Source organism: Streptomyces sp. NPDC090798 (assembly GCF_044768965.1).
Classification (GTDB): Bacteria; Actinomycetota; Actinomycetes; order Streptomycetales; family Streptomycetaceae; genus Streptomyces.
On record NZ_JBIVXA010000001.1, the window covers coordinates 64,810 to 86,235 of the forward strand.

At 69.9% G+C, this 21,426-nt stretch carries 18 protein-coding genes, 1 other RNA gene and 1 pseudogene; 13 read left to right on the top strand and 7 right to left on the bottom strand.

The features are described from left to right. Window positions 1-65: 65 nt before the first annotated feature. The 4 genes from ACIQTP_RS00230 (at window position 66) to ACIQTP_RS00245 (ending at window position 5,690) form a co-directional block, all read left to right on the top strand. Window positions 66-1,796 (top strand): serine/threonine-protein kinase, encoded by a 1,731-nt coding sequence (locus tag ACIQTP_RS00230; RefSeq protein ID WP_403394822.1) that lies wholly within the window; start codon window positions 66-68, stop codon window positions 1,794-1,796. Window positions 1,797-1,954: 158 nt separating this feature from the next. After that, window positions 1,955-3,196, top strand: coding sequence for a serine/threonine-protein kinase (locus tag ACIQTP_RS00235; protein WP_402040844.1), 1,242 nt, complete (start codon window positions 1,955-1,957; stop codon window positions 3,194-3,196). A gap of 456 nt (window positions 3,197-3,652) precedes the next feature. Next, window positions 3,653-4,759, top strand: coding sequence for a peptide chain release factor 2 (gene prfB / locus ACIQTP_RS00240; protein WP_054229629.1), 1,107 nt, complete (start codon window positions 3,653-3,655; stop codon window positions 4,757-4,759). Between the two features lie 313 nt (window positions 4,760-5,072). Then, window positions 5,073-5,690 carry a hypothetical protein gene (locus ACIQTP_RS00245; RefSeq protein WP_403394825.1) on the top strand — a complete coding sequence of 206 codons (618 nt, stop codon included), beginning with the start codon at window positions 5,073-5,075 and terminating at the stop codon, window positions 5,688-5,690. A gap of 190 nt (window positions 5,691-5,880) precedes the next feature. Here ACIQTP_RS00245 and ACIQTP_RS00250 read toward each other — a convergent pair whose 3' ends face one another. Continuing rightward, window positions 5,881-6,072 carry a hypothetical protein gene (locus tag ACIQTP_RS00250; protein WP_402040851.1) on the bottom strand — a complete coding sequence of 64 codons (192 nt, stop codon included), beginning with the start codon at window positions 6,070-6,072 and terminating at the stop codon, window positions 5,881-5,883. 435 nt (window positions 6,073-6,507) lie between these two features. Between ACIQTP_RS00250 and ftsE the strand changes: the two genes are divergently transcribed. From ftsE to ACIQTP_RS00290, 8 genes are all read left to right on the top strand, one after another. Then, window positions 6,508-7,197 carry a cell division ATP-binding protein FtsE gene (gene ftsE / locus ACIQTP_RS00255; protein ID WP_067379910.1) on the top strand — a complete coding sequence of 230 codons (690 nt, stop codon included), beginning with the start codon at window positions 6,508-6,510 and terminating at the stop codon, window positions 7,195-7,197. Between the two features lie 31 nt (window positions 7,198-7,228). Continuing rightward, a complete protein-coding gene (gene ftsX / locus ACIQTP_RS00260; RefSeq protein WP_402040856.1) occupies window positions 7,229-8,146 on the top strand; it encodes a permease-like cell division protein FtsX in 918 nt (305 codons plus the stop codon). 67 nt (window positions 8,147-8,213) lie between these two features. Further along, complete coding sequence (locus ACIQTP_RS00265; protein ID WP_403394827.1) at window positions 8,214-9,380, top strand: S41 family peptidase; 1,167 nt, start codon at window positions 8,214-8,216, stop codon at window positions 9,378-9,380. Between the two features lie 79 nt (window positions 9,381-9,459). Continuing rightward, window positions 9,460-10,002: an SsrA-binding protein SmpB gene (smpB, locus tag ACIQTP_RS00270; protein WP_054229635.1), complete on the top strand. Its 543-nt coding sequence runs from the start codon at window positions 9,460-9,462 to the stop codon at window positions 10,000-10,002. 127 nt (window positions 10,003-10,129) lie between these two features. Further along, window positions 10,130-10,518, top strand: a transfer-messenger RNA (tmRNA) gene (ssrA, locus tag ACIQTP_RS00275). 222 nt (window positions 10,519-10,740) lie between these two features. Beyond that, the gene (locus ACIQTP_RS00280; protein WP_403394830.1) at window positions 10,741-11,775 is read left to right on the top strand and encodes a contact-dependent growth inhibition system immunity protein; all 1,035 of its coding nucleotides are present in this window, start codon (window positions 10,741-10,743) and stop codon (window positions 11,773-11,775) included. Between the two features lie 31 nt (window positions 11,776-11,806). Beyond that, window positions 11,807-12,550 (top strand): hypothetical protein, encoded by a 744-nt coding sequence (locus ACIQTP_RS00285; RefSeq protein ID WP_403394832.1) that lies wholly within the window; start codon window positions 11,807-11,809, stop codon window positions 12,548-12,550. A gap of 75 nt (window positions 12,551-12,625) precedes the next feature. Beyond that, a complete protein-coding gene (locus ACIQTP_RS00290; RefSeq protein ID WP_403394834.1) occupies window positions 12,626-14,011 on the top strand; it encodes a hypothetical protein in 1,386 nt (461 codons plus the stop codon). A 19-nt stretch (window positions 14,012-14,030) separates the two neighbouring features. On the opposite strand, the gene ACIQTP_RS00295 is transcribed toward ACIQTP_RS00290, so the two are convergent. From ACIQTP_RS00295 to ACIQTP_RS00320, 6 genes and pseudogenes are all read right to left on the bottom strand, one after another. After that, window positions 14,031-15,044, bottom strand: a complete 1,014-nt coding sequence (locus ACIQTP_RS00295) for a LacI family DNA-binding transcriptional regulator (protein ID WP_403394836.1) — start codon at window positions 15,042-15,044, stop codon at window positions 14,031-14,033. Between the two features lie 85 nt (window positions 15,045-15,129). Next, a pseudogene (locus ACIQTP_RS00300) lies at window positions 15,130-15,688 on the bottom strand (alpha-xylosidase); the annotation flags it as partial. 11 nt (window positions 15,689-15,699) lie between these two features. After that, window positions 15,700-16,521: a carbohydrate ABC transporter permease gene (locus tag ACIQTP_RS00305; RefSeq protein WP_403394838.1), complete on the bottom strand. Its 822-nt coding sequence runs from the start codon at window positions 16,519-16,521 to the stop codon at window positions 15,700-15,702. Next, on the bottom strand, window positions 16,518-17,486 hold the full coding sequence (locus tag ACIQTP_RS00310; RefSeq protein ID WP_403394840.1) for a carbohydrate ABC transporter permease: 969 nt from the start codon (window positions 17,484-17,486) through the stop codon (window positions 16,518-16,520). Before ACIQTP_RS00310 ends, ACIQTP_RS00305 begins: the two co-directional genes overlap by 4 nt. Next, a complete protein-coding gene (locus ACIQTP_RS00315) occupies window positions 17,483-18,778 on the bottom strand; it encodes an extracellular solute-binding protein (protein ID WP_403394842.1) in 1,296 nt (431 codons plus the stop codon). The genes ACIQTP_RS00310 and ACIQTP_RS00315 overlap by 4 nt, the downstream gene beginning before the upstream one ends. A gap of 236 nt (window positions 18,779-19,014) precedes the next feature. Continuing rightward, a complete protein-coding gene (locus ACIQTP_RS00320) occupies window positions 19,015-20,343 on the bottom strand; it encodes an MFS transporter (RefSeq protein WP_403394844.1) in 1,329 nt (442 codons plus the stop codon). 83 nt (window positions 20,344-20,426) lie between these two features. On the opposite strand from ACIQTP_RS00320, the gene ACIQTP_RS00325 reads away from it, so the two are divergent. Further along, window positions 20,427-21,410, top strand: coding sequence for a LysR family transcriptional regulator (locus ACIQTP_RS00325; RefSeq protein ID WP_403394846.1), 984 nt, complete (start codon window positions 20,427-20,429; stop codon window positions 21,408-21,410). Window positions 21,411-21,426 lie beyond the last annotated feature (16 nt).

The window sequence follows — 21,426 nt, forward strand, 5'->3', positions numbered from 1 at the left end:
AAACCGCCGCAGCAGGTTGACGACGGCGGACGGACCAGGCAAGCAAGCAACAGGGAGCGCATGACGTGCGGCCGGTAGGGAGCAAGTACCTCCTTGAGGAGCCGCTTGGGCGCGGCGCCACAGGCACCGTCTGGCGTGCCCGCCAGCGGGAGACCGCGGGCGCCGAGGCGGCCGTCGCCGGCCAGCCCGGCGAGACCGTGGCGATCAAGGTCCTCAAGGAAGAGCTCGCCAACGACGCGGACATCGTGATGCGGTTCCTCCGGGAGCGCTCCGTCCTGCTGCGCCTGACCCACCCGAACATCGTGCGGGTACGGGACCTCGTCGTCGAGGGCGACCTGCTCGCCCTGGTCATGGATCTGGTCGACGGCCCGGACCTCCACCGCTACCTGCGCGAGAACGGCCCGTTCTCGCCCGTCGCCGCGGCCCTCCTCACCGCCCAGGTCGCCGACGCGCTCGCCGCCAGCCACGCCGACGGCGTCGTGCACCGCGACCTGAAGCCCGCGAACGTCCTGCTCAAGCAGGACGGCGGCCAGATGCACCCGATGCTCACCGACTTCGGCATCGCCCGGCTCGCCGACTCCCCGGGCCTCACCCGGACCCACGAGTTCGTCGGCACGCCCGCGTACGTCGCGCCGGAGTCCGCCGAGGGGCGCCCGCAGACGTCCGCCGTCGACATCTACGGCGCGGGGATCCTGCTGTACGAGCTGGTCACCGGGCGTCCCCCGTTCGCCGGCGAGTCCGCCCTCGAAGTGCTGCACCAGCACCTGAGCGCCGAGCCGCGCCGCCCCTCCACGGTCCCGGACCCCCTGTGGACCGTCATAGAGCGCTGTCTGCGCAAGAACCCGGACGAGCGGCCCAGCGCCGAGAACCTGGCCCGCGGGCTGCGCACCGTCGCCCAGGGCATCGGTGTGCACGCCAACTCCGCGCAGATCGCCGCCGCGGAGGGCGTGGGCGCGCTCCTCGCCCCCGACCCGGCGCCGGCCGCGGTGCCGGGTGTGCCCGGTGCGGCCGACCCCACGCAGGTGCTGCGGCACAACGCCCCGGGGGCCTACGACCCGAACGGCGCGACCAGCGTCCTGCCGCACACCGGCGCCCCCGGCGTGCCCGGCGCCGCCGACCCCACCGCCGTACTGCCGCACCGCGGCGCGGCCGACCCGACCGCGGTCATGCCGCCGGTGCCCCAGAACCAGCCGGGACAGCCTGGACAGCCGGGGCAGGGCGAGGACCCGCACCCCTGGCAGAACCAGCTGCGCGCGGCCCGGGACCGCAACGAACAGACCCAGGTCCAGTACCTCGACCCCGACCAGGACCCGCTGCGCCGCCGTCCGCAGCGGCAGGTCGCGCGGCCCCAGCAACAGCAGCGCCCGCCGCAGGGACAGCAGCCGCCGCCCGGATACGGGTATCCGCAGCAGCAACAGCCGCAGCAGTACGCGCCTCAGCACCAGCCCCAGCAGCAGCCGCAGCGCCGTCAGCGGCAGCAGCAGGGGTACGCCCCCGCGCCTCAGCAGCCGCAGCCTCAGCGGTACGCGCCGCAGCAGCCCGAGGCGCCGGCGCCCCGGCAGTCGCGCGAGCCGCGGCAGCGCAGCGCCAACCCGATGAAGATCCCGGGACTCGGCTGCCTCAAGGGCTGCCTGTTCACGATCGTCATCCTGTTCGTCGCCGGATGGCTGGTCTGGGAGTTCAGCCCGCTCCAGCATTGGATCGGGACCACCAAGGGTTACTGGGGTCTGCTGAAGGACGGGTTCCACACGGCGACCAAGTGGATCGGGGATCTCGGCGGCGGTTCCGGTAATTAGCTCCCGCTGATTCCCTTTTGATTCCTGGCGAATCCCTCGCGGTTCCCTCGCGACTCTGGGGATTTGTCGACACCTGACGGGTGATTTCCGTCTCTGGAGTGAAGGTTGGCTCTTCGGACGCGTACTTTTAGCGGCAACACGCGTCAGTAGGAGCAGTCTTGGCACGGAAGATCGGGAGCCGGTACACCGCCCACCAGATTCTGGGGCGGGGCAGCGCCGGCACGGTGTGGCTCGGCGAGGGACCTGAGGGGCCCGTCGCCATCAAGCTGCTGCGCGAGGACCTCGCGTCCGACCAGGAGCTGGTGGGCCGCTTCGTACAGGAGCGCACGGCTCTGCTCGGGCTCGATCACCCGCATGTCGTGGCGGTACGGGACCTCGTCGTCGACGGCAATGACCTCGCGCTCGTCATGGACCTCGTACGGGGCACGGATCTGCGTACCCGGCTCGACCGGGAACGGCGGCTGGCGCCCGAGGCCGCGGTCGCGATCGTGGCCGACGTCGCGGACGGGCTGGCGGCGGCGCACGCGGCCGGGGTCGTGCACCGGGACGTGAAGCCGGAGAACGTGCTGCTGGACATGCAGGGTCCGCTGGGCCCGGGGGGCTCGCACCCCGCGCTGCTCACGGACTTCGGTGTGGCCAAACTCATCGACTCGCCGCGGCGGACGCGGGCCACGAAGATCATCGGGACGCCGGACTATCTCGCGCCCGAGATCATCGAAGGGCTGCCGCCGCGGGCCGCCGTCGACATCTACGCGCTGGCGACGGTGCTGTACGAGCTCCTTGCCGGGTTCACGCCCTTCGGGGGCGGGCATCCCGGGGCGGTGCTGCGGCGGCACGTGACGGAGACGGTCGTACCGCTTCCCGGTATCCCCGAGGAGCTGTGGCAGCTGCTCGTGCAGTGCCTGGCCAAGGCGCCGGCGTCGCGGTTGCGGGCCTCCGAGCTGGGGGCGCGGTTGCGGGAGCAGCTGCCGTTGCTGGCGGGGATGCCGCCGCTGGACGTCGACGAACCGGACGGGGAGTCGGCGGAGGACGCCCCCGAGGGGGGCGAGACTGCGGAGCCGACGGTGCCGGCTTCGCGGGTGCGGCGGGGGGCGGTGCCGTTGGTGCCGGGGGCTGCGCCGGACTCCAACCGGGACACGCATACGTCGATGCGGGTGCCGGGGCCGGACGAGCTGGCGGGTGGGGCGCGCGGGACGGCTCGGGTGCCGCGGGCGGCGGGGGCGCCTCGGCCGGGGTCGGCTCGGCACCGGGCGTCGGCGCGGCGACGTCGGATCACGTTGGGGGTGGCGGGGGTCGTTCTTGCCGCCGCGGTGGGGGTCGGTACGTGGCTGGCCACGTCGGGGGACGATGCGGGGGCGACGCCGCACGACACGAAGAACTCGGCCCCGGCGTCTCCCTAGCCCCTGGACCCCGGGTGGGGGTTCTCGGCTGCGGGCCGGTGGGGGTTGGTCGCGCAGTTCCCCGCGCCCCTGGAGGGGCGGGGCTTCGCCCCGGGCCCCGGCTGGTTGGGTCTTTGGCTGCGGGCCGGTGGGGGTTGGTCGCGCAGTTCCCCGCGCCCCTGGAGGGCTGGGGCTTCGCCCCGAGCCCCCGGGTCCCGGCTGGTGGTTGTTTGGCTGTGGGCCGGTGGGGGTTGGTCGCGCAGTTCCCCGCGCCCCTGGAGGGCTGGGGCATCGCCCCGAGCCCCCCGGTCGGTGGGGACCGGCACGGGCCCCGGGCGTGCGTTTCGGTTCGTTCGGGGATTGAGGGCGAGGTCGTCAGGCCGACGGGGGCCGGGGGCGGAGCCCCCGGGGAGGGCTTGCGCCGCCCCCGTCGGACGAGGGGCAAGCCTCGCTTGCGGCAGCCGTTACGCTGGAGGCGTGGCAGTCGTCGATGTATCCGAAGAGCTCAAGTCCCTCTCCTCGACCATGGAGTCGATCGAGGCCGTCCTGGACCTCGACAAGCTGAGGGCAGATGTCGCCGTGCTCGAGGAGCAGGCGGCCGCGCCGTCCCTGTGGGACGACCCGGACGAGGCGCAGAAGATCACCAGCAAGCTGAGCCACCTCCAGGCGGAGGTCAGGAAGGCCGAGGCGCTGCGCGGGCGTATCGACGATCTGAGCGTGCTCTTCGAGATGGCCGAGGAGGAGGACGACCCGGACACCCGTGCCGAGGCCGAGTCCGAGCTCGTCGCCGTCAAGAAGGCGCTGGACGAGATGGAGGTCCGGACGCTGCTCTCCGGGGAGTACGACTCCCGTGAGGCCGTCGTCACCATCCGTGCCGAGGCCGGCGGCGTCGACGCCTCCGACTTCGCCGAGAAGCTCCAGCGCATGTACCTGCGCTGGGCCGAGCGCCACGGGTACAAGACAGAGCTCTACGAGACCTCGTACGCGGAAGAGGCGGGCATCAAGTCCACCACCTTCGCCGTCCACGTCCCGTACGCGTACGGGACGCTCTCCGTGGAGCAGGGCACCCACCGCCTCGTGCGCATCTCGCCGTTCGACAACCAGGGGCGCCGCCAGACGTCCTTCGCGGGTGTCGAGATCCTGCCCGTCGTCGAGCAGACCGATCACATCGAGATCGACGAGTCCGAGCTGCGCGTCGACGTGTACCGGTCGTCCGGCCCCGGCGGCCAGGGCGTCAACACCACCGACTCCGCGGTGCGCCTCACCCACCTCCCCACCGGCATCGTCGTCTCCTGCCAGAACGAGCGGTCGCAGATCCAGAACAAGGCGAGCGCGATGAACGTGCTCCAGGCCAAGCTGCTCGAGCGGCGCCGCCAGGAGGAGCAGGCCAAGATGAACGCCCTGAAGGGCGACGGCGGCAACTCCTGGGGAAACCAGATGCGTTCGTACGTCCTGCACCCCTACCAGATGGTCAAGGATCTGCGGACCGAGTTCGAAGTCGGTAACCCCGAGGCCGTTTTCGGCGGGGAGATCGACGGATTCATCGAGGCCGGAATTCGCTGGCGCAAGCAGCAGGAGAAGTAGTTCGAGGTATCAACATCACCTCGATGCCTCTTTGTCGACAAGGCAACTGCCGCCCATCGGGCGGCAGTTGCCTTGTGTGTGGGGGAATTCTGGGTTTTACGTCACAGTCACATGTCCGCACGGCAGGCAAATGTCACTGATCCGGACATCGCGTACGCAACGACCTTGACGTTGCTGTGAAAACTGGGAATGGTGACGCGTGGCATGCGTATCTCCGGGGCGCATGTGAACCGGGGGGCTGAGCGAGCCACCTGTGACGCCGTGGCCCCGGGCGCTGCTCCATTGACGATCAGCTACTGGGGGTAGCAAGCAAATGACCAAGAAGACGCGGATCCGCGTGGCACGCATAGCAGCCGGTGTGGTGATCGCCGCCGGTGCTTCGCTGACTGCCGCGGGTGCCGCCTCGGCGCTCGACATCAACGTCGGTGTCACGATCGACGGAGACCCGAGCGCCACCCCGACCGTCACGGGTATTCCCACCGACCCGCCCAGCACCCCGACCGACCCGACGACGGACCCGGGCACGCCGACGGACCCGGGTACGCCCACCATCCCGAGCACGCCGACCGACCCGGCCACGCCCACCACGCCGCCGACGGACGAGCCCACCGACCCCACCGAGAACCCCACCGAGCCCACCGACCCGACGGACAGCCCGACGGACGGTTCCGGCACCGGCACCGGTGGCAATGACAGCAACCCCGACGGCGGCTCCAAGCCCGTCGAGCAGGGCAAGGGTTCCTCCGGTCTGACCGACACCGGCGCGAACACCTCGTCCGACACCTCCGCCCAGGGCAAGAAGGGGCAGCTGGCCGAGACGGGCGCCGGCGAGACCGCGTTCCTGCTGGTCGGCGCCGCCACGATGATCGCGGGCGGTATCGGCTTCCGTCTGCTGCCGCGCCTCGCGAACGGCCGCGGCGCCGCTGCCTGACGCAGCTGAGCGCAGCACAAGAGGGGCCCGGAGCAGCGTGCTCCGGGCCCCTCTCGCGTCAGGCACATCAAGGATGCTTCACGGCGTGACCACCTCGGAGGGCGACCGCCATGGTGACCACCTCGGACGATGACCGTCATGGGGACCGTCCCAGATGGTGACTGTGGTCACATCGCCGCTCTCACGAGACTCATACCGTCTGGTGCGCCAGCAGTGCCACCGCCGCGATCAGCACGGCGAGCAGCGCGATCAGCGCCATCGGGTTCAGCCCCGCGAAGGGGCTCTCCTGCTGCAACCGCTCCCGGTTCGCGCGGCAGACCGCGCAGCGGCCTTCGCTGACGGGCGCCGCGCAGTTCGCGCACACCAATCGGTCGTACGTCATGCGCTTGCCCTCCTTGCGCCGTCCTCCGCCGCTTACATAACGCTGCGGGGAACGCAACCGTTCCCCTTCCACTGTGCCAGGTTCCGCGGGAAACGGCGCGGCTCGCCTTATCCTGCCCTGTGCTCGGCGGGTTAGGCGGGGAAACGGGCGCTTCCGCAGGGGCGGCCGGGGTCAGGACCGCGGCCGCGGGTGGGCCGGGTGGGCGGGGAGTGATCGCGCTGTTCCTCGCACCCTGAGGGGCGCGACCCAGGGGTCCGTACGAAGGCCCGTACAAAGGCCCGTACAAAAGCCCGTACAAAAGGGCCCCGCAAAAGACCTGTACAAAAACGCACAAGCCCCGCACAACCCCCGCGCAACCCTGACCGGCGACTGCGCTCGTGCACCCGGTTCGCGTATGGTCACGCTCACCTACCCCCGGCGACCCGTGGTGCATCCGTGATCCGATTCGACAGTGTCTCCAAGGTCTACCCCAAGCAGACCCGCCCCGCTCTCAGGGATGTCACCCTGGAGGTCGAGCGTGGTGAGTTCGTGTTCCTCGTGGGGTCCTCCGGCTCCGGAAAGTCCACCTTTCTGCGGCTGATCCTCCGCGAGGAGCGGACCAGCCAAGGTCAGGTGCACGTCCTGGGCAAGGACCTCGCACGCCTCTCCAACTGGAAGGTGCCGCAGATGCGCCGCCAGCTGGGAACCGTGTTCCAGGACTTCCGCCTGCTGCCGAACAAGACGGTCTCCGAGAACGTCGCCTTCGCGCAGGAGGTCATCGGCAAGTCCCGCGGCGAGATCCGCAAGTCCGTGCCCCAGGTGCTCGACCTCGTCGGGCTCGGCGGCAAGGAGGACCGGATGCCCGGGGAGCTGTCCGGTGGTGAGCAGCAGCGCGTGGCCATCGCGAGAGCATTCGTGAACCGGCCCAAGCTCCTCATCGCGGACGAACCGACCGGCAACCTCGACCCGCAGACCTCCGTCGGCATCATGAAGCTGCTCGACCGCATCAACCGGACGGGCACCACTGTGCTGATGGCGACGCACGACCAGAACATCGTGGACCAGATGCGCAAGCGCGTCATCGAGCTGGAGCAGGGCCGCCTCGTCCGCGACCAGGCGCGCGGCGTCTACGGCTACCAGCACTGACGACGGTCCACGGAAAGGCTTAGCAGACGCCATGCGCGCCCAGTTCGTTCTGTCGGAGATCGGTGTCGGTCTCCGTCGCAATCTGACGATGACCTTCGCGGTCGTCGTCTCGGTCGCCCTCTCCCTCGCCCTGTTCGGCGGTTCGCTGCTGATGAGCGACCAGGTGAGCACCATGAAGGGCTACTGGTACGACAAGGTCAACGTCTCGATCTTCCTCTGCAACAAGAGTGACGCGGAGTCCGACCCCAACTGCGCCAAGGGGGCCGTGACCACCGAGCAGAAGGACCAGATCCTCAGCGACCTCAAGAAGATGAACGTCGTCGAGAAGGTCTCGTACGAGTCGGCGGACCAGGCGTACAAGCACTACAAGGAGCAGTTCGGCGACTCCCCGCTGGCCAGCTCCCTCACGCCGGACCAGATGCAGGAGTCCTACCGCATCAAGCTGAAGGACCCGCAGAAGTACCAGGTCATCGCGACCGCCTTCGACGGCCGTGACGGCGTGCAGTCCGTGCAGGACCAGAAGGGCATCCTGGACAACCTCTTCGGCCTGCTCAACGGCATGAACTGGGCCGCGCGCGCGGTGATGGCGATGATGCTCGTCGTCGCCCTGATGCTGATCGTCAACACGGTGCGCGTCTCGGCGTTCAGCCGACGCAGGGAAACCGGCATCATGCGGCTCGTGGGCGCCTCCGGGTTCTACATCCAGGCGCCGTTCATCATGGAAGCCGCGGTCGCCGGACTGATCGGCGGAGGTGTCGCCTGCGGATTCCTGTTGGTCGCGCGGTACTTCATCATCGATCACGGCCTCGCACTGTCCCAGAAGCTGAATCTGATCAACTTCATCGGCTGGGACGCCGTGCTCACCAAGCTGCCGCTCATCCTCGCGACGAGTCTGCTGATGCCCGCGCTTGCGGCGTTCTTCGCGTTGCGCAAGTACCTGAAGGTGTGACGCATGCCAAGGGGGCCGTACTGCCAACCGGCGGTACGGCCCCTTGCGTTGTCCTAGACTCACCGCCATGTCAGGCCGAGACCTGTTCTGTCAGCCCCGCCGCGCAGGCCGCGGGGCCGCCCTGACATTGCTTTTCGCGAGTGTCCTCGTCGCGGGGGCCGCGACCGGGTCCTTCGGTGATCCCGACCGGAAATCCCCGTCTCCTTCGGCGCGTTCGACCCCGGCGGCGCACCGCGAGACGGTCACCGACGCCGCCGCCGAGGCGATGGCCGACGGCAAGTCCCCCATGGAGGCCGCCGAGCGGGCCGTCAGCCGCAGCGGGGACCGCTGGGGCGCCGTCTACTCCCAGGGCGAGTACGAGGAGTTCGAGGAGGCCCTCGACGGCCAGTACACGGGCGTGGGGCTGTGGGCCCGGCGCGAGCGTGACGGCCGTATCGAGGTGACCCAGGTGCAGAGCGGCTCGCCCGCGGCCGCCGCCGGGATCCGCACGGGCGACCGGCTGCGCAGCGTCGACGGCGAGAAGGTGGACGGCCGGCCGGTCACCGAGGTCGTCTCGTTACTGCGCGGGGACGCGGACGACGCCGCCGCCGGTACGAAGGTCTCCCTCGGCCTGGAGCGCGGCACACGCGCGTGGAGCGAGACGCTGCGCCGGGCGAGGCTGTCCACGGACTCCGTGACCGTCCACAAGCTTCCCGGCGACGTCACCGTGATCAAGGTCGCCGCCTTCACCAAGGGCGTCGGGGACGCCGTCCGGACCGCCGTCGGGCAGACCCCCGAGCATGCCGGGGTGGTCCTCGACCTGCGAGGCAACTCCGGCGGGCTGGTCACCGAGGCCGTCACCGCCGCCTCCGCCTTCCTCGACGGCGGCCTCGTCGCCACCTATGACGTCAACGGCGCGCAGCGCTCCCTGCACGCCGATCCCGGCGGCGACACCACCAGACCCCTGGTCGCGCTCGTCGACGGCGGCACGATGAGCGCGGCCGAGCTGCTCACCGGGGCCCTCCAGGATCGCGGCCGTGCGGTCGTCGTGGGCTCCAGGACCTTCGGCAAGGGCTCGATCCAGATGCCGAGCCGGCTGCCCGACGGCTCCGTCGCCGAGCTGACCGTCGGCCACTACCGCACCCCCGCCGGGCACGCCGTCGACGGGCGGGGCATCACCCCCGACCTGGAGGTGGACGCGGAGGCCCTGGAGCGGGCGGAGACCGTACTCAGCGGTCTCGGCGACCCTTCGTAGTCACCGGTTCGGCTCGGCTCGGTGCTCTTGTAATCGGCTTTCCTCCGGACCCCCCTGTAGTGCGAAAATGGTCAGCACTATGAGTAAGGGAATGTACGTACCGAAGGAGTCCCAGCCCAAGCAGGGCGGAGGGGCCGCGAAGGCCAAGGACGGCAAGCGCAAGATCGTCGCGCAGAACAAGAAGGCACGGCACGACTACGCGATCATCGACACCTACGAGGCCGGACTCGTGCTCACCGGCACCGAGGTGAAGTCGCTGCGCCAGGGACGCGCCTCGCTGACCGACGGCTTCGTCCAGATCGACGGGAACGAGGCGTGGCTGCACAACGCCCACATTCCCGAGTACAGCCAGGGCACCTGGACCAACCACACGGTGCGCCGCAAGCGCAAGCTGCTCCTGCACCGCGAGGAGATCGACAAGCTGGCGTCGAAGTCGGAGGAGACGGGTCACACGATCGTGCCCCTCGCCCTGTACTTCAAGGACGGCCGGGCCAAGGCCGAGATCGCGCTCGCCCGCGGTAAGAAGGAGTACGACAAGCGGCAGACCCTGCGCGAGAAGCAGGACCGCCGGGAGTCGGACCGTGCGATCGCGGCGGCGAAGCGGAAGCAGCGGGGCGAGTAGCCGTCGGGAAGCCCCCAGGTGTCCGCCGGGAATACGGTGGCATCGGCGTGCGTTGGTCACGTACGATGGGATCTGCACCTCACAGCGGGTGCGCAACCCTCTTCGGAGGGGCTTGAAAAAACAACATGGGGATGATCGGTTTCGACAGCGGCTGTCGAAGCAGGGGAAGCGTGTCGAGGAAGCGACAATGATCTCGTTAACCATATGTCGCAACCAATAATCGCCAATTCCAAGAGCGATTCCCAGTCCTTCGCCCTCGCTGCCTAATAAGCAGTGAGTGAAGGACCCTTAATGGGTGTCAGCCCGGGGGTGTTCCCGACCCGGACCCTGGCATAATCTAGGGAACTAAACCATCGAGCCCGGTCACGGGGTTCGATGGGAAATCAAACAGTGACTGGGCCCGTCGGCGACTTGTTCGCGTGATCACCGGGGCCGAGAAAATCGCAGCGAACTGCACACGGAGAAGCCCTGATTCCGCACCGGTGGACGCGGGTTCGATTCCCGCCATCTCCACGATCAGGAGGTCCTTCCAGACCTCCACATCCCATGTGGGCAAAGGCCCCGTCGCTTTCGGGCGGCGGGGCCTTCGTCATGTACGCCTCCCGTCCCGGTCATCCCTGCCTGTGGTGATCGCCGCGCCCGGCCGAGTCCGACCCCGCGTACACACCCGGGCCACCTCCCCCGCGGTGGTCGGCCCTCTCAGGGGCGCCTGCCGCTCGCTGCAAAGGCAAGGAAGCGATGACAAAGCTCGTGTCGTTCCCCTCCGGAGGGGCGGGAGAGGACCTCGACTGGTTCGCCACCGCCGCCCTCTTCGACGAGGTGGCCGCCTTCGTTCTCCGGCATGTGACGGACGAGCACGCGCAGCGTGCTGTCACCGCAGGTGCCGCATCGGGTCACGTGTTCATCGGTGACCTTCCCGAACCTGATCAGACGAACGTTCTGACCGCACTGCGCGACGATTTCCCCGGCCATGTGGATTTCGTGATCTATCCACCGGAGGTGGTCTCCAGAATGGACGACGCGGAGATATTCGTCGCACGTGCCAAGTCGCTCGCGCGGACGGCGGGTAGAAGCATCGCCCTGCGCGACGCTTCCGCAGCCGTGTCGAAAGGGAAGGACCGAGGGATTCCCCGGCGCTTCACCGAGTTCGGTTTCGGTGCCTCGTGGGTGATGGGTTTCTTCCACCAGGACTGGACCTACGACGGGCCCACGGCCGCCGACGTCGTCGCGAAACACCTCGCAGTAGAGGCCGACGAGGTGGCCCTGGCGGTCCGCCGCGACGCCCGGACGCTCCTCGACAACCTCCCTTCGGAGACGCTCGAGGTGCTGTGGACGGCCGGAGCGCAGTACATGGCGAGCTTCGTGGGGACCTCGGGAGCGGAGTGGACGCGGACGGTCATCGGCCTGTGCGATGCCAGGCTGGCCGGGAAGGCGGACGTACACCCGCTCACCGGGGCCGACACGGAGGACGGCTGGGCGTGCCGGGACGCCGTCGTCGCCGAGATCGAGACGGCGCAGTTCCTGGCCGCCGAGGTGCGCGAGGCGCTCGTCGACTGCGCTCGCCACTGCACTCCGGACCTGGCGTTCCGGGTGCTGCTCAGCACCGTGGTCAACGACGCCTCTGACCGGTCATTGTCTCCGGAGCAGTACACGAGGATGGAGAGCATCGGATCGGCCCTCTTCTACGGCGAGTTCGTGGTGGACTCCGTCGAGTTCCTGGTCGAGCGGGAGCCACCGCCGCTGGTGACGACGCGACCGCCGGCCGACAACTGAACGGAGTACATCGTCAAATGGCCCGTCAATCGTGATCCACGACGAACCCCGGCACCTTCTCGTCCGCGCCCGGGGCGAGCCGTCTCCGTTGTACGAGCCGGAGGATCCCAGGGACTACGAGGACCTCGGCGCCTTCACCCGTAACACCCCGCTGAACGATGACGGCCCGGCCCTCCCGGCGGATCTGGCGCACGCGCTGCGCTCCTGGTCGTTGTCCCGCCCGTCGGACGGTTTCCCGTCCCGCCGGCACATGCGGGAGTACGTCGAACGGGGCCTGGAGGCCGCCCGGGCGGTGGCGAGACACCTGGACTGCGCATGGGTGGTGCGCTACTGGGACGAGGGGCAGGCCAGGGCGAAGTTCGTGTGCTGGGGATGCGGACGCCTGGACTGGGCCCTCGACGAGCACGGCGAGCCCCCGCACCCGCTCCACATCGTGGTCGAAGGCGAGTTCACGTGGTATCCGCTCCGCGCGCAGGGGTTCGGAGACTTCGCTCCGGACGGCCCCGTCGGCAGTCTCCATCTGTCCGAGGAGCTGGTGGCCGGTCTGTACGCGTGGTCGAAGAGCATCGACGCCACGGTGAACCTGTATCTGCGGGACCGGGAGGAGGGCAAGTACGACGACGAGTGGCAGCGGCAGTTCCGCGAGGGGAGGGAACTGGCGAGACGCGTCGCGCACGAGCTCGGCCCTGCCCGGAAGGTGACCTACAGAGGTCTGGCGAACGGTGGTCCGGCCGCCATGACGTCGGTCACCTGGCAAGGCGACCAGGAGGTGTGAAAGTCCGCTGAACGCGACGGGTGAAATGCGGTTCGTATATGCCGTGAGAGGCCCGAAAGGGCGGAGGGGACGACTGTGACGGGCAGGCAGGAGCCGTACTACGTGGACTACGACAGGGACTTCGGGCTCAGTGGGCTGACCGAGGCGTTCGCCCTCTCACCCGCTCCGGAGAACACCGGCGCGGCACTCGGACTCGTCACGGAGAAGCTCGACGCGTACGACCTCGAATGCCTCGTGGACAGCGTCGACCATCTCAGCGCGGATGAGCGCGGCATCCTCGGCTATGACGCCAGCCACGACGGTTGGGGGTACGCCGACGATCTGCGCGAGGACGTGCGCGCGTTGGTCGAGTCGCCGCTGACGGACGAGGCGATCCGGGCCGTGTGGCGAGCTGCCGCCGGGGGCGTGTGGGATCCCGCGGCGTACGGCATGAGCGCCCGCGACTGGCTGCGGCGCGTCGACGAGACCTGCGCCGCACGCCCGCCCCGGAAAATCCCCGGGCGGCGCCCAGCACCTTCTTCGTGGTGGGGCGCCCGGCCGCCGACGGCCGACGGGATACGTGACGACGTCGTCGCGGAGATACGGTCCTGTCGCGAGCGGTCGGCCGGTTCCCTCCCTTCCCCCGACACCCTGTCGGCCCTCGAAGAGGTGGCCGCCCGCGTTCATCCCGATCTCGGCTTCCGGCTCTTGCTGCGCGTACTGAAGGCGCACTCCGTGCGGATCGAGAAGGCGCGGTACGACCGGTTCCAAGCGCTCGGTGAGAGGTTCGGCCACCCCGCTCCGCTCATTGACTTCGGTCTCGACATCGCGTGGCCGCCCCTCGACACCGCCCGCCGCGACGCCACCTGGGACTTCGGGCTCTCCCACCTCGCCGGGCAGGCACATCAGGACTGGCGTGAAGACCGGCAGGAGGTCCGGAAGGCAGCCGAGGGCGACGACATCGGGCAGACCCCGGGCTCCGCGGCGGCCGTCCTCCTGGAGGACGCGCTCCGTCTGCTGCGGTCCGCACTGCCCGACGCCGCGGTCACCGCCCTGTGGGCCGGCGCCTCCGACAGGTCGGGGCGCACCGACGGGCGGGACTGGCTTCGGCTGATCGCGGACGTGTGCCGGGAGCGGCTGAGGGAGGCCGCTCCCGCGTACACCCCTGTTGTGGCGCCCGCCCGCACCGAACTCGCCGACACGGTGCTGCGGGAAGTCCGGGAGACGGCGTCCGCGGTGACGGACAGGATCATCAGCCCGCACTGGCATCCTGTTCCCGTCACGGACGTCATGGACGCGCTGGAACACGTGGTCACCCGGATCGATCCCGACCTCGGGTTCCGGTTGTTCCTCCGCGTCCTGAACACGCTGTTCGTGCCGCTCACGCAGGAGCAGTACGACCGGTACGAGGCGATCGGCGAGCGGTTCGGGTACGGCGAGTACCACGTCTCCGACGTGGATTACCTGGTCGAGGCCGGCTGACCCGCCTCGTCACGGCTCCTCAGGAGGTCAGCGTGCGCGGTGCGGTGCTCGCGCGTTCCGTCAGCCGGGGTGCGAGGAGCGTGGCCTCGGGTACGTCGGTGCCGCCCAGCTTCTTCATCAGCAGCTCCACCGCTCGCGCGCCCACCTCGGTGGACGGGATGGGGACGGAGGTGACGGGGACGCGGACGTTCTCGGCGAGCTCGTCCGGGCAGATCGCGGTGACGGAGAGGTCGACGGGAACGCGCAGACCGAGCTGCGCGAAGGCGTCGATCAGTGGTTCCAGGAGCGGCTCGTTGTGCACGACGACGCCGGTGAGCGCCGGCTGTTCGCGCAGGAGCTGTTCGGCGACCCGGCGGGCTGCGGCGGGCGAGGCCTCGCAGGGGTGGACGGAGGACGCGAGGCCATTGCGGTCGGCGGCGGCGGTGAATCCCTCCACCACGCGCTGGGCGAAGGCCGTCCCCCGTACGTACACCTCGGGCGGCGATCCGACCAGCGCCACGACCCGGTGCCCGAGCCCCGCCAGCCGCTCGACGCACAGCTCGCCCGCCGCCTTGAAGTCCAGGTCGATGCAGGTCAGCCCGGCGGGCCGGGCGGGGAACCCGATGAGGACGGAGGCGCGGTCCAGGGCGCGCAGCAGCGGCAGCCTGGGGTCGTGCAGCTGGATGTCCATCACGATCAGGGCGTCCACGAGCGCGGTGTCCGCGACCCGCCGCAGCCCCTCCTCGCCCTCCTCCTGCGTCAGCAGCAGGACGTCGTGATCGTGTTGCCGCGCCGCCGTCACCACCGACACCGCGAACTGCATCACCACCGGCACGTGGATGCCCGCCCGCAGCGGCACCACCAGCGCCAGGACCTTGGACCGGCTGCTGGCCAGCGCCCGTGCCCCCGCGTGCGGGCGGTAGCCGAGCTCGCGGATGCTGGCCTCGATGCGCTGCCGGGTCTCCTCGGAGATGGGGCGCTTGCCGCTGAGGGCGTAGGAGACGGTGCTGGGGGAGACCCCGGCGTGCCGCGCCACATCGGTGATCTTCACCATGAGGCCGGCTCCACCGTGAGGAACCCGGTCCCCGCCCGCGCCCGCGCGGTCCGCTTCCCGGAGGCCAGCCCCCAGGGCGCCGAGGGATGGCCGTTCTTGACGAGCGGGCCGAAGCGCTCGCCGAGGCCGTAGACCTGGGTGCCGACCCCGAGGTTCAGCTGCTCGCGCAGACAGTGGGCGCCGGCCGCGTCCCGCATGATGCCCATGCCCTTGGGGCCGCTGGTGGTGAGGACACGGCCGTGGGCGAGGAAGTCGACGTGCCAGGGGGTGGTGCGGGCGACCCGGACGGACAGGGTGCCCGAGGTGAGGGTCGCGTGCTCGTCGTCGTGCTCCACGGTGGGGGTGCTGTGCTTTTCCGGGGGGTGTCCACCGGACCCCCGGACACTCCGGTGGAGTGCGAAGCGGGGGCCGCGCGGTTCCTCGCCCTGGAAGTGCGTGAACGTCGCGCCGATGACGTCCGGCATCGGCGCGTGCGGGCTGATCGTCACGACCGGTCCCTTCAGCAGGTCGCCGCGGTGGCGGATGGGCTGGGTCGGCGCGTGGATCTCCAAGGTGCCGTCGGTCACGCTCACGTCGAGGACCTCGACCGGGTGGGCCGCGGTGACGCCTTCGCGCAGCAGCCAGTAGCCGTCGGTGAACTTCAAGCCCACACCCCTTACTTGACCGCGCCCACGGCGATGCCGCGGGTCAGTGTCCGCTGGAAGACGAGGAAGAAGACGATCGCGGGGAGCACGCCCAGGAGGGCCGCCGCGTTGGTCATGGTCGCGTCCATCAGGCGCTGGCCCTGGAGGACGCCGAGCGCCACGGACACCGTCTGGTTGTCGTTGGAGATCAGCATGACCAGCGGCAGCAGGAACTCGTTCCAGGTCCAGATGAAGAAGAAGACCAGGAGGACGCCGATGGTGGGGCGGCTGACGGGGAGCACGATCCGCCACAGCACCTGCCACTTGTCCGCCCCGTCGATCCGGGCGGCCTCGATGATCTCGCGCGGGAACTGCCCGAGGACGGAGGACAGGAGATACGTGCCGAAGGCCGCCTGGACGACGCTGAACACGATGATCACGCTGAGCCGGGTGTCGTAGAGGCCCGCCTGCTTGCTCAGGTAGTAGACCGGGTAGACCAGCGCCTCCTGCGGCAGCATGTTCGCCAGCACGAAGAAGGCGAGTACCCAGGTGCGGCCCTTGATCCGGCCGATGCCGATCGCGTACGCGTTCAGGACGGACAGCACGGCGGCGCCGACCGCCACCGAGCCGGAGATCAGGACCGAGTTGACCAGCTTCTGGCCGTAGTCGACGCGCTGCCAGAAGTCCCTGAGGCCGCCGAGGTAGAGGCCGTGGGGCAGGCTGAGGGGCCCGTGCGACGCGTACTCGGCGGGGGACTTGACCGCGTTGACCGCGACGATGCCGAACGGCAGCACCATGAAGAGGGCCGCGATGATCAGGGCCACGAGGACGGGATAACGGCGTACGGCGGTCATGCGCGGAGTCCTTCCTCGGCGTCCTCGGCGCGGGTCTGGAGCTTCAGGCCGATCAGGGCGAGTACGAGGATGAGCACGGTCAGCACGGTGGAGATCGCGGCGCCGTAGCCGACCTGGGTCTTCTCGAAGAAGGTGGTGAAGGAGAAGTAGGACGGCACGTCGCTCGCGCCGCCGGGACCTCCCCTGGTGAGGACGTACACCGCGCCGAACACCTTGAGCGCGGCGATCGTGCACCAGAGGAGGACGACGTGGACCTCCGGGCGGATCTGCGGCAGCGTGATGTGCCAGAAGCGGCGCCACCAGCCCGCGCCGTCCAGCTCCGCCGCCTCGTACAGCTGCGGGTCGACGCGTCGCAGCCCCGCCATGAAGACGACCAGCGGGAAGCCGATCTGCACCCACACCATCACGCCCATGACGCTGTAGAGGGCGAGGTCGGGGTCGCCGAGCCAGTCCCGCTGGAGCGAGCCGAGGCCCACCGCCTTCAGCAGTGCGTTCAGGGAGCCGTCGTCGGGGGCGAGGATCCAGCTCCAGACGATGCCGGCGACGGCGATGGGCAGGACCTGGGGGAGGTAGAAGCAGGCACGCAGGACGGCGGCGATCTTCGTACCGAAGTGCTTGCCGACGAAGTCGAAGAGGGCGGCGGCCAGCACGAGCCCGAGGACCGTCGGTACGACGGCCATGGCGACGACCATGAAGAGGCTGTGCCGGAAGGACGCCCAGAACTCGGAGTCGTCCAACAGCTCGCGGTAGTTGGCGAGCCCCGACCACTTCGGGGAGCCGACGCCCTGCCAGTCGGTGAAGCTCACGCCGGTGTTCATCAGGAACGGGACGACGATCACCGCGAGGAAGGCGAGGACGCCGGGGAGCAGGAAGAGGGCGTAGGAGGTGTGGGGGCGGTGCGGGCGGCCCGTACGGCTGCGGTGCCGCCGGACCACCTGGCCGCCCCGTTCGGCGGTGGCAGTCATGTCTTCGGCGCGCCCTTGTCGTACGCCGTCCGCAGCGCGCTCAGATAGGCGTCCGGTTCCTCGCTCCCCGTGATCAGCTTCTGGGTCTCGGAGACGAGGACGTCGTAGAAGCCGGCGACCGGCCAGTCCGGGTAGAAGGCCAGACCGTCCTTGCCGGAGAGCGTGTTGAAGTCGGCGATCAGGGTCTTGGCCCGAGGGTCGGTGATGGCGGCGGTGTCGGCGGCCACCGGGACCCCGCCCTTGTCGCCCAGCAGGTTCTGGATCTTCCGCGACATGGTGATGTCGATGAAGTCGTAGGCGAGGTTCTTGTTCCTGGCACCCTTGGGGACGACCCAGAGGTTGCCGCCGGAGCCGAGGGTGAGGTCGCTGCCCGGCCAGAGGAAGGTGCCCCAGTCGAACTTGTTCTCCGTCTTGAAGCGCCCGTACCACCAGCTGCCGCTGAACAGGATCGGGCTCTTGCCCCGGATGAAGGAGACGCCCGCGTCCTCGGCCTTGAGCGAGGTGGACTTCTTGCTGATGTAGCCCTTCTTCACCCAGTCGGCGAAGGTCGTGGCGGCGTACGTCCAGGCGGCGTCGTGGAAGTCCGTGCTGCCCTTGTAGAGCTCGTACTTGTCGACCCACGAGCGGTCGGCCTTGGAGAGGGCGAGCTGGTACAGGTACTGCTGCGCCATGTACTCGGCGCCCGCGTTCGCCAGCGGGGTGATGCCCTTCGACACGAACGTGTCCATGGCGGCGGTGAGTTCGTCGAGGGTGGTGGGCTCCGCGATGCCGTACTTCTTGAAGAGGTCCTTGTTGTAGAACACCATCGTGTACTCGGCGTAGTTGGGCACGCCGTACCACTTGCCCGAGCCCATGACCCCGTTGGTGTCGTACTGGCTGGTGGTGCGCACACCCGCGCTGAGCTTCTTGTCCCAGCCGCGCTTGGTCGCCTCGGCGGTCAGATCGGTGAGAAGCCCCTGCTTGGAGAGCAGCCCGGCCGTCGCGTTGCCCTTGTTGTACTCCATGATGTCGGGCGCGTCGTTCGAGTTGAGGGCCATCGGGGCCGTCTTCTGGATCTGCTCGAAGCCCTTCTCCTCGAACTTCACCTTGACGCCGGGATGCTTCGCCTCGAACTCCCTGATGGCCTCGTTCCAGGCCACGCCCATCGCGCTGTCCGGCCCTTCGTAGTGCCACAGCTTCAGCGTCTTGCCGTCCGAGGAACCGCTGTCCGAGCCGCCGCAGGACGCCAGCAGCAGGGAGCCCGCCAGAGCCACCGCCGCCGTTGCCACCGCACGCCTTCGTGTCGTCAACATCCATTGCCTCCGAGGGAGTTGGATGGGTTTCGGGACCGTCACGCAGCGTTCGTCGAATCGTTTCGATGCGTGACGTCGAAGCGCTTCGACGGGGGAAGGTATGTGGGGGGCCTGGGCGCGTCAATGGGGTGCGCCGGAATTGGGGCCGAGGGGTTGGCGGCGGTTCGGCGGGTCGGACGACCGGTGCGCGTCCCGTGTCCTTGACGTGCACGCGGGGATGATCGTGTACGCGGCTGTCACCGGGCCCCGAGCCGGGCCCCGAGCCGGGCCCTGAGCCGGGAGAGGGCCGGTGAGATCGCGAGGGAGATCGCGAGCGCGCTGGCCGCCGCCGCGACCGGCACCCCGTACCCCGCCGTCGCCGAGATGTGTTCGACCACCCAGCCGCCGGTCGCCGAGCCGCAGGCGATCCCGCCGAGCAGGCCCGTCACCGCGAGGGTCATGCCCTCGTTCAACCGGGCCTCGGGAGTGCGCTGCTGGACGAGGGTCATGCCGGTGACCATGGTGGGCGCGGTCGCGGCTCCGGCGAGCAGCAGTGCGCCCGCGAGGGCCGGGAGCGAGGCGGTCAGGAAGGCCGCGAGCAGGGGGAGGGTCATGAGGGCCGTCATGGCGGCCAGGCACAGCGGGTGGCGCCGCGCGGCCGGACCGGCCGGCTTCCGCGCCCCGTACAGCAGCCCCGCCACGCACGACCCGGCCGCCTGGAGGGCGAGCACCGCGCCCGCCGCCGACCGATGCCCGTGTGCGTCCGCGAAGGCGATCGTGACGACCTCCATCGAGCCGAAGACGGCACCGGTGGCGAGGAAACAGAGGAGCAGGGGCGGCATTCCGGCGGCCAGGAGGGGGGACTTGGAGGGCGTACGGGGCTGGGGCGGCGGTTCCGTCGAACGCTGGGCGGCGAAGATCAGCACGCCGGTCATCATCAGCACGCCGGCCACCAGCGTGCCCGCCTCCGGGAAGAACGTCCCGCACAGGAAGGCCGCGCACACCGGGCCCAGCATGAAGCACAGCTCGTCCGCGGCCTGTTCGAAGGAGTTCGCGGTGTGCGCGGCGGCCGGGTCGTCCCGGAGGAGGTGGGCCCAGCGGGCGCGCGACATGCCGCCCGTGTTGGGGGTGGTGGCCGTGGCGGCGTACGCGGCGAACAGGGTCCAGTCCGGCGTCCCGAAGTGCACGCACAGCAGCAGCGCGATGCTTCCCAGCAGGGCGAAGGCCGTGGCCGGCACCGCGATCCGGGCCTGACCGTGCCGGTCGACGAGCCGTGCGGTCCAGGGGGCGACCAGCGCGGTCGCCGCGAGGCCGGTCGCCGTCACGGCACCGGCGAGGGCGTACGAGCCGCGCGAGCCCGCGATCATGATCACCGCGCTGACGCTGAACATCCCCATGGGGAGCCGGGCGAGCAGGTTCCCGACGGTGAAGGCGCGGGTGCCGGGGATGGTGAAGAGGCGGTGGTACGGGGTTGTCCGGCGGCGCGGGGCCTTCTGACGGCGTGGGTGGAAGTCGGCGAACACCAGGCTGTCGCCGGTGGCGGTGAGCAGGGGCGGGCACGCCTGCTCGGAGGGCTGTTGCGGCATGGGCCAACCGTCGCCGGGTGCGGGGTGGACGGTCCAACACCTACTCCGTGGCCATTGACGCACCTGCGTTGTAAGTTCGCGCGATGGCCGCTCCTCTCCACCACCATCTCGACCCCCGTCTCCTCCGCGCCTTCCTCGCCGTCGCCGAGGAGCTGCACTTCACACGGGCCGCCGCCCGGCTGTACGTCGCCCAACAGGCCCTCAGCCGTGACATCCGGCGACTGGAGCGCGAACTCGGGGCGGAGTTGTTCGTAAGGACGACCCGGCAGGTGGCCCTGACAGCCGACGGTGAGCGGCTGGTGCCGTACGCGCGGCGGGTGCTGGAGGCGCAGGACGCGCTGCTGTCCGCGTTCGCGGGGGACGGCCCGGAGCGGCCGCTGCTCGTCGACGTCAACTCCCCGGGCCTCGTCTCCGGCCGCGTCCTGGAGCGGGCCCGTGCGCTCGCGCCCGACTGCGAGCTGATGGCCCGCTTCGAGAGCGGGCTCACCGGCGCGGCGGGGGAGATCCTCGCGGGGCGTCTGGACGCGTCGTTCGGCCGGTTCGCGGGACTCGATCCGGCGATCCGGGCCCGGCTCGAACAGCAGCCCGTACGGTATGAGCCGATGGCCGTCGTGCTGCCCGAGGACCATCACCTCGCCGGCCTGGACGCGGTGCCGCTCGACGCGCTCGCGGGCGAGACCGTGTACGCCGGGGCGGGGAATCCGCGGACGCGGGAGTGGACCGACTTGGCGTTCCACCTTTTCGAGGGTCGCGGTATCGCGCTGGCGCCGCCCGCGCCGGTGGCCGTCGGAGCCGATGAGTTCCGGCGGGTCATGGCCAAGAAGCGGAACCCTGTCCTTGCTGTGGTGGATTTTCCGGCCATGCCTGAAACCGTAAGGAAACCTCTTGTTGGACCCGTTCCGTTGTCACCCGTGTCACTGGTGTGGCGAAAGGGGCTGGTGCACCCCGGGATCGATGCTCTTCGACGCGCCGCCGGCGAGCTGGCTGCCGAGGAGGGGTGGCTGCGGCGTCCTGCGGACGGTTGGATTCCGGCCAGTGATGAGCTGGTGATGGCGGGGCAGGATTGACACATAACCACACGGG

Excerpts from the sequence above, each read along its gene's own strand:
- ACIQTP_RS00245 (WP_403394825.1), top strand. The coding sequence starts at position 5,073 with ATGACCAAGAAGACGCGGATCCGCGTGGCACGCATAGCAGCCGGTGTG.
- ACIQTP_RS00250 (WP_402040851.1), bottom strand. The coding sequence starts at position 6,072 with ATGACGTACGACCGATTGGTGTGCGCGAACTGCGCGGCGCCCGTCAGC.
- ftsX (WP_402040856.1), top strand. The coding sequence starts at position 7,229 with ATGCGCGCCCAGTTCGTTCTGTCGGAGATCGGTGTCGGTCTCCGTCGC.
- ACIQTP_RS00265 (WP_403394827.1), top strand. The coding sequence starts at position 8,214 with ATGTCAGGCCGAGACCTGTTCTGTCAGCCCCGCCGCGCAGGCCGCGGG.
- smpB (WP_054229635.1), top strand. The coding sequence starts at position 9,460 with ATGAGTAAGGGAATGTACGTACCGAAGGAGTCCCAGCCCAAGCAGGGC.
- ACIQTP_RS00280 (WP_403394830.1), top strand. The coding sequence starts at position 10,741 with ATGACAAAGCTCGTGTCGTTCCCCTCCGGAGGGGCGGGAGAGGACCTC.
- ACIQTP_RS00295 (WP_403394836.1), bottom strand. The coding sequence starts at position 15,044 with ATGGTGAAGATCACCGATGTGGCGCGGCACGCCGGGGTCTCCCCCAGC.
- ACIQTP_RS00305 (WP_403394838.1), bottom strand. The coding sequence starts at position 16,521 with ATGACCGCCGTACGCCGTTATCCCGTCCTCGTGGCCCTGATCATCGCG.
- ACIQTP_RS00310 (WP_403394840.1), bottom strand. The coding sequence starts at position 17,486 with ATGACTGCCACCGCCGAACGGGGCGGCCAGGTGGTCCGGCGGCACCGC.
- ACIQTP_RS00315 (WP_403394842.1), bottom strand. The coding sequence starts at position 18,778 with ATGTTGACGACACGAAGGCGTGCGGTGGCAACGGCGGCGGTGGCTCTG.
- ACIQTP_RS00320 (WP_403394844.1), bottom strand. The coding sequence starts at position 20,343 with ATGCCGCAACAGCCCTCCGAGCAGGCGTGCCCGCCCCTGCTCACCGCC.
- ACIQTP_RS00325 (WP_403394846.1), top strand. The coding sequence starts at position 20,427 with ATGGCCGCTCCTCTCCACCACCATCTCGACCCCCGTCTCCTCCGCGCC.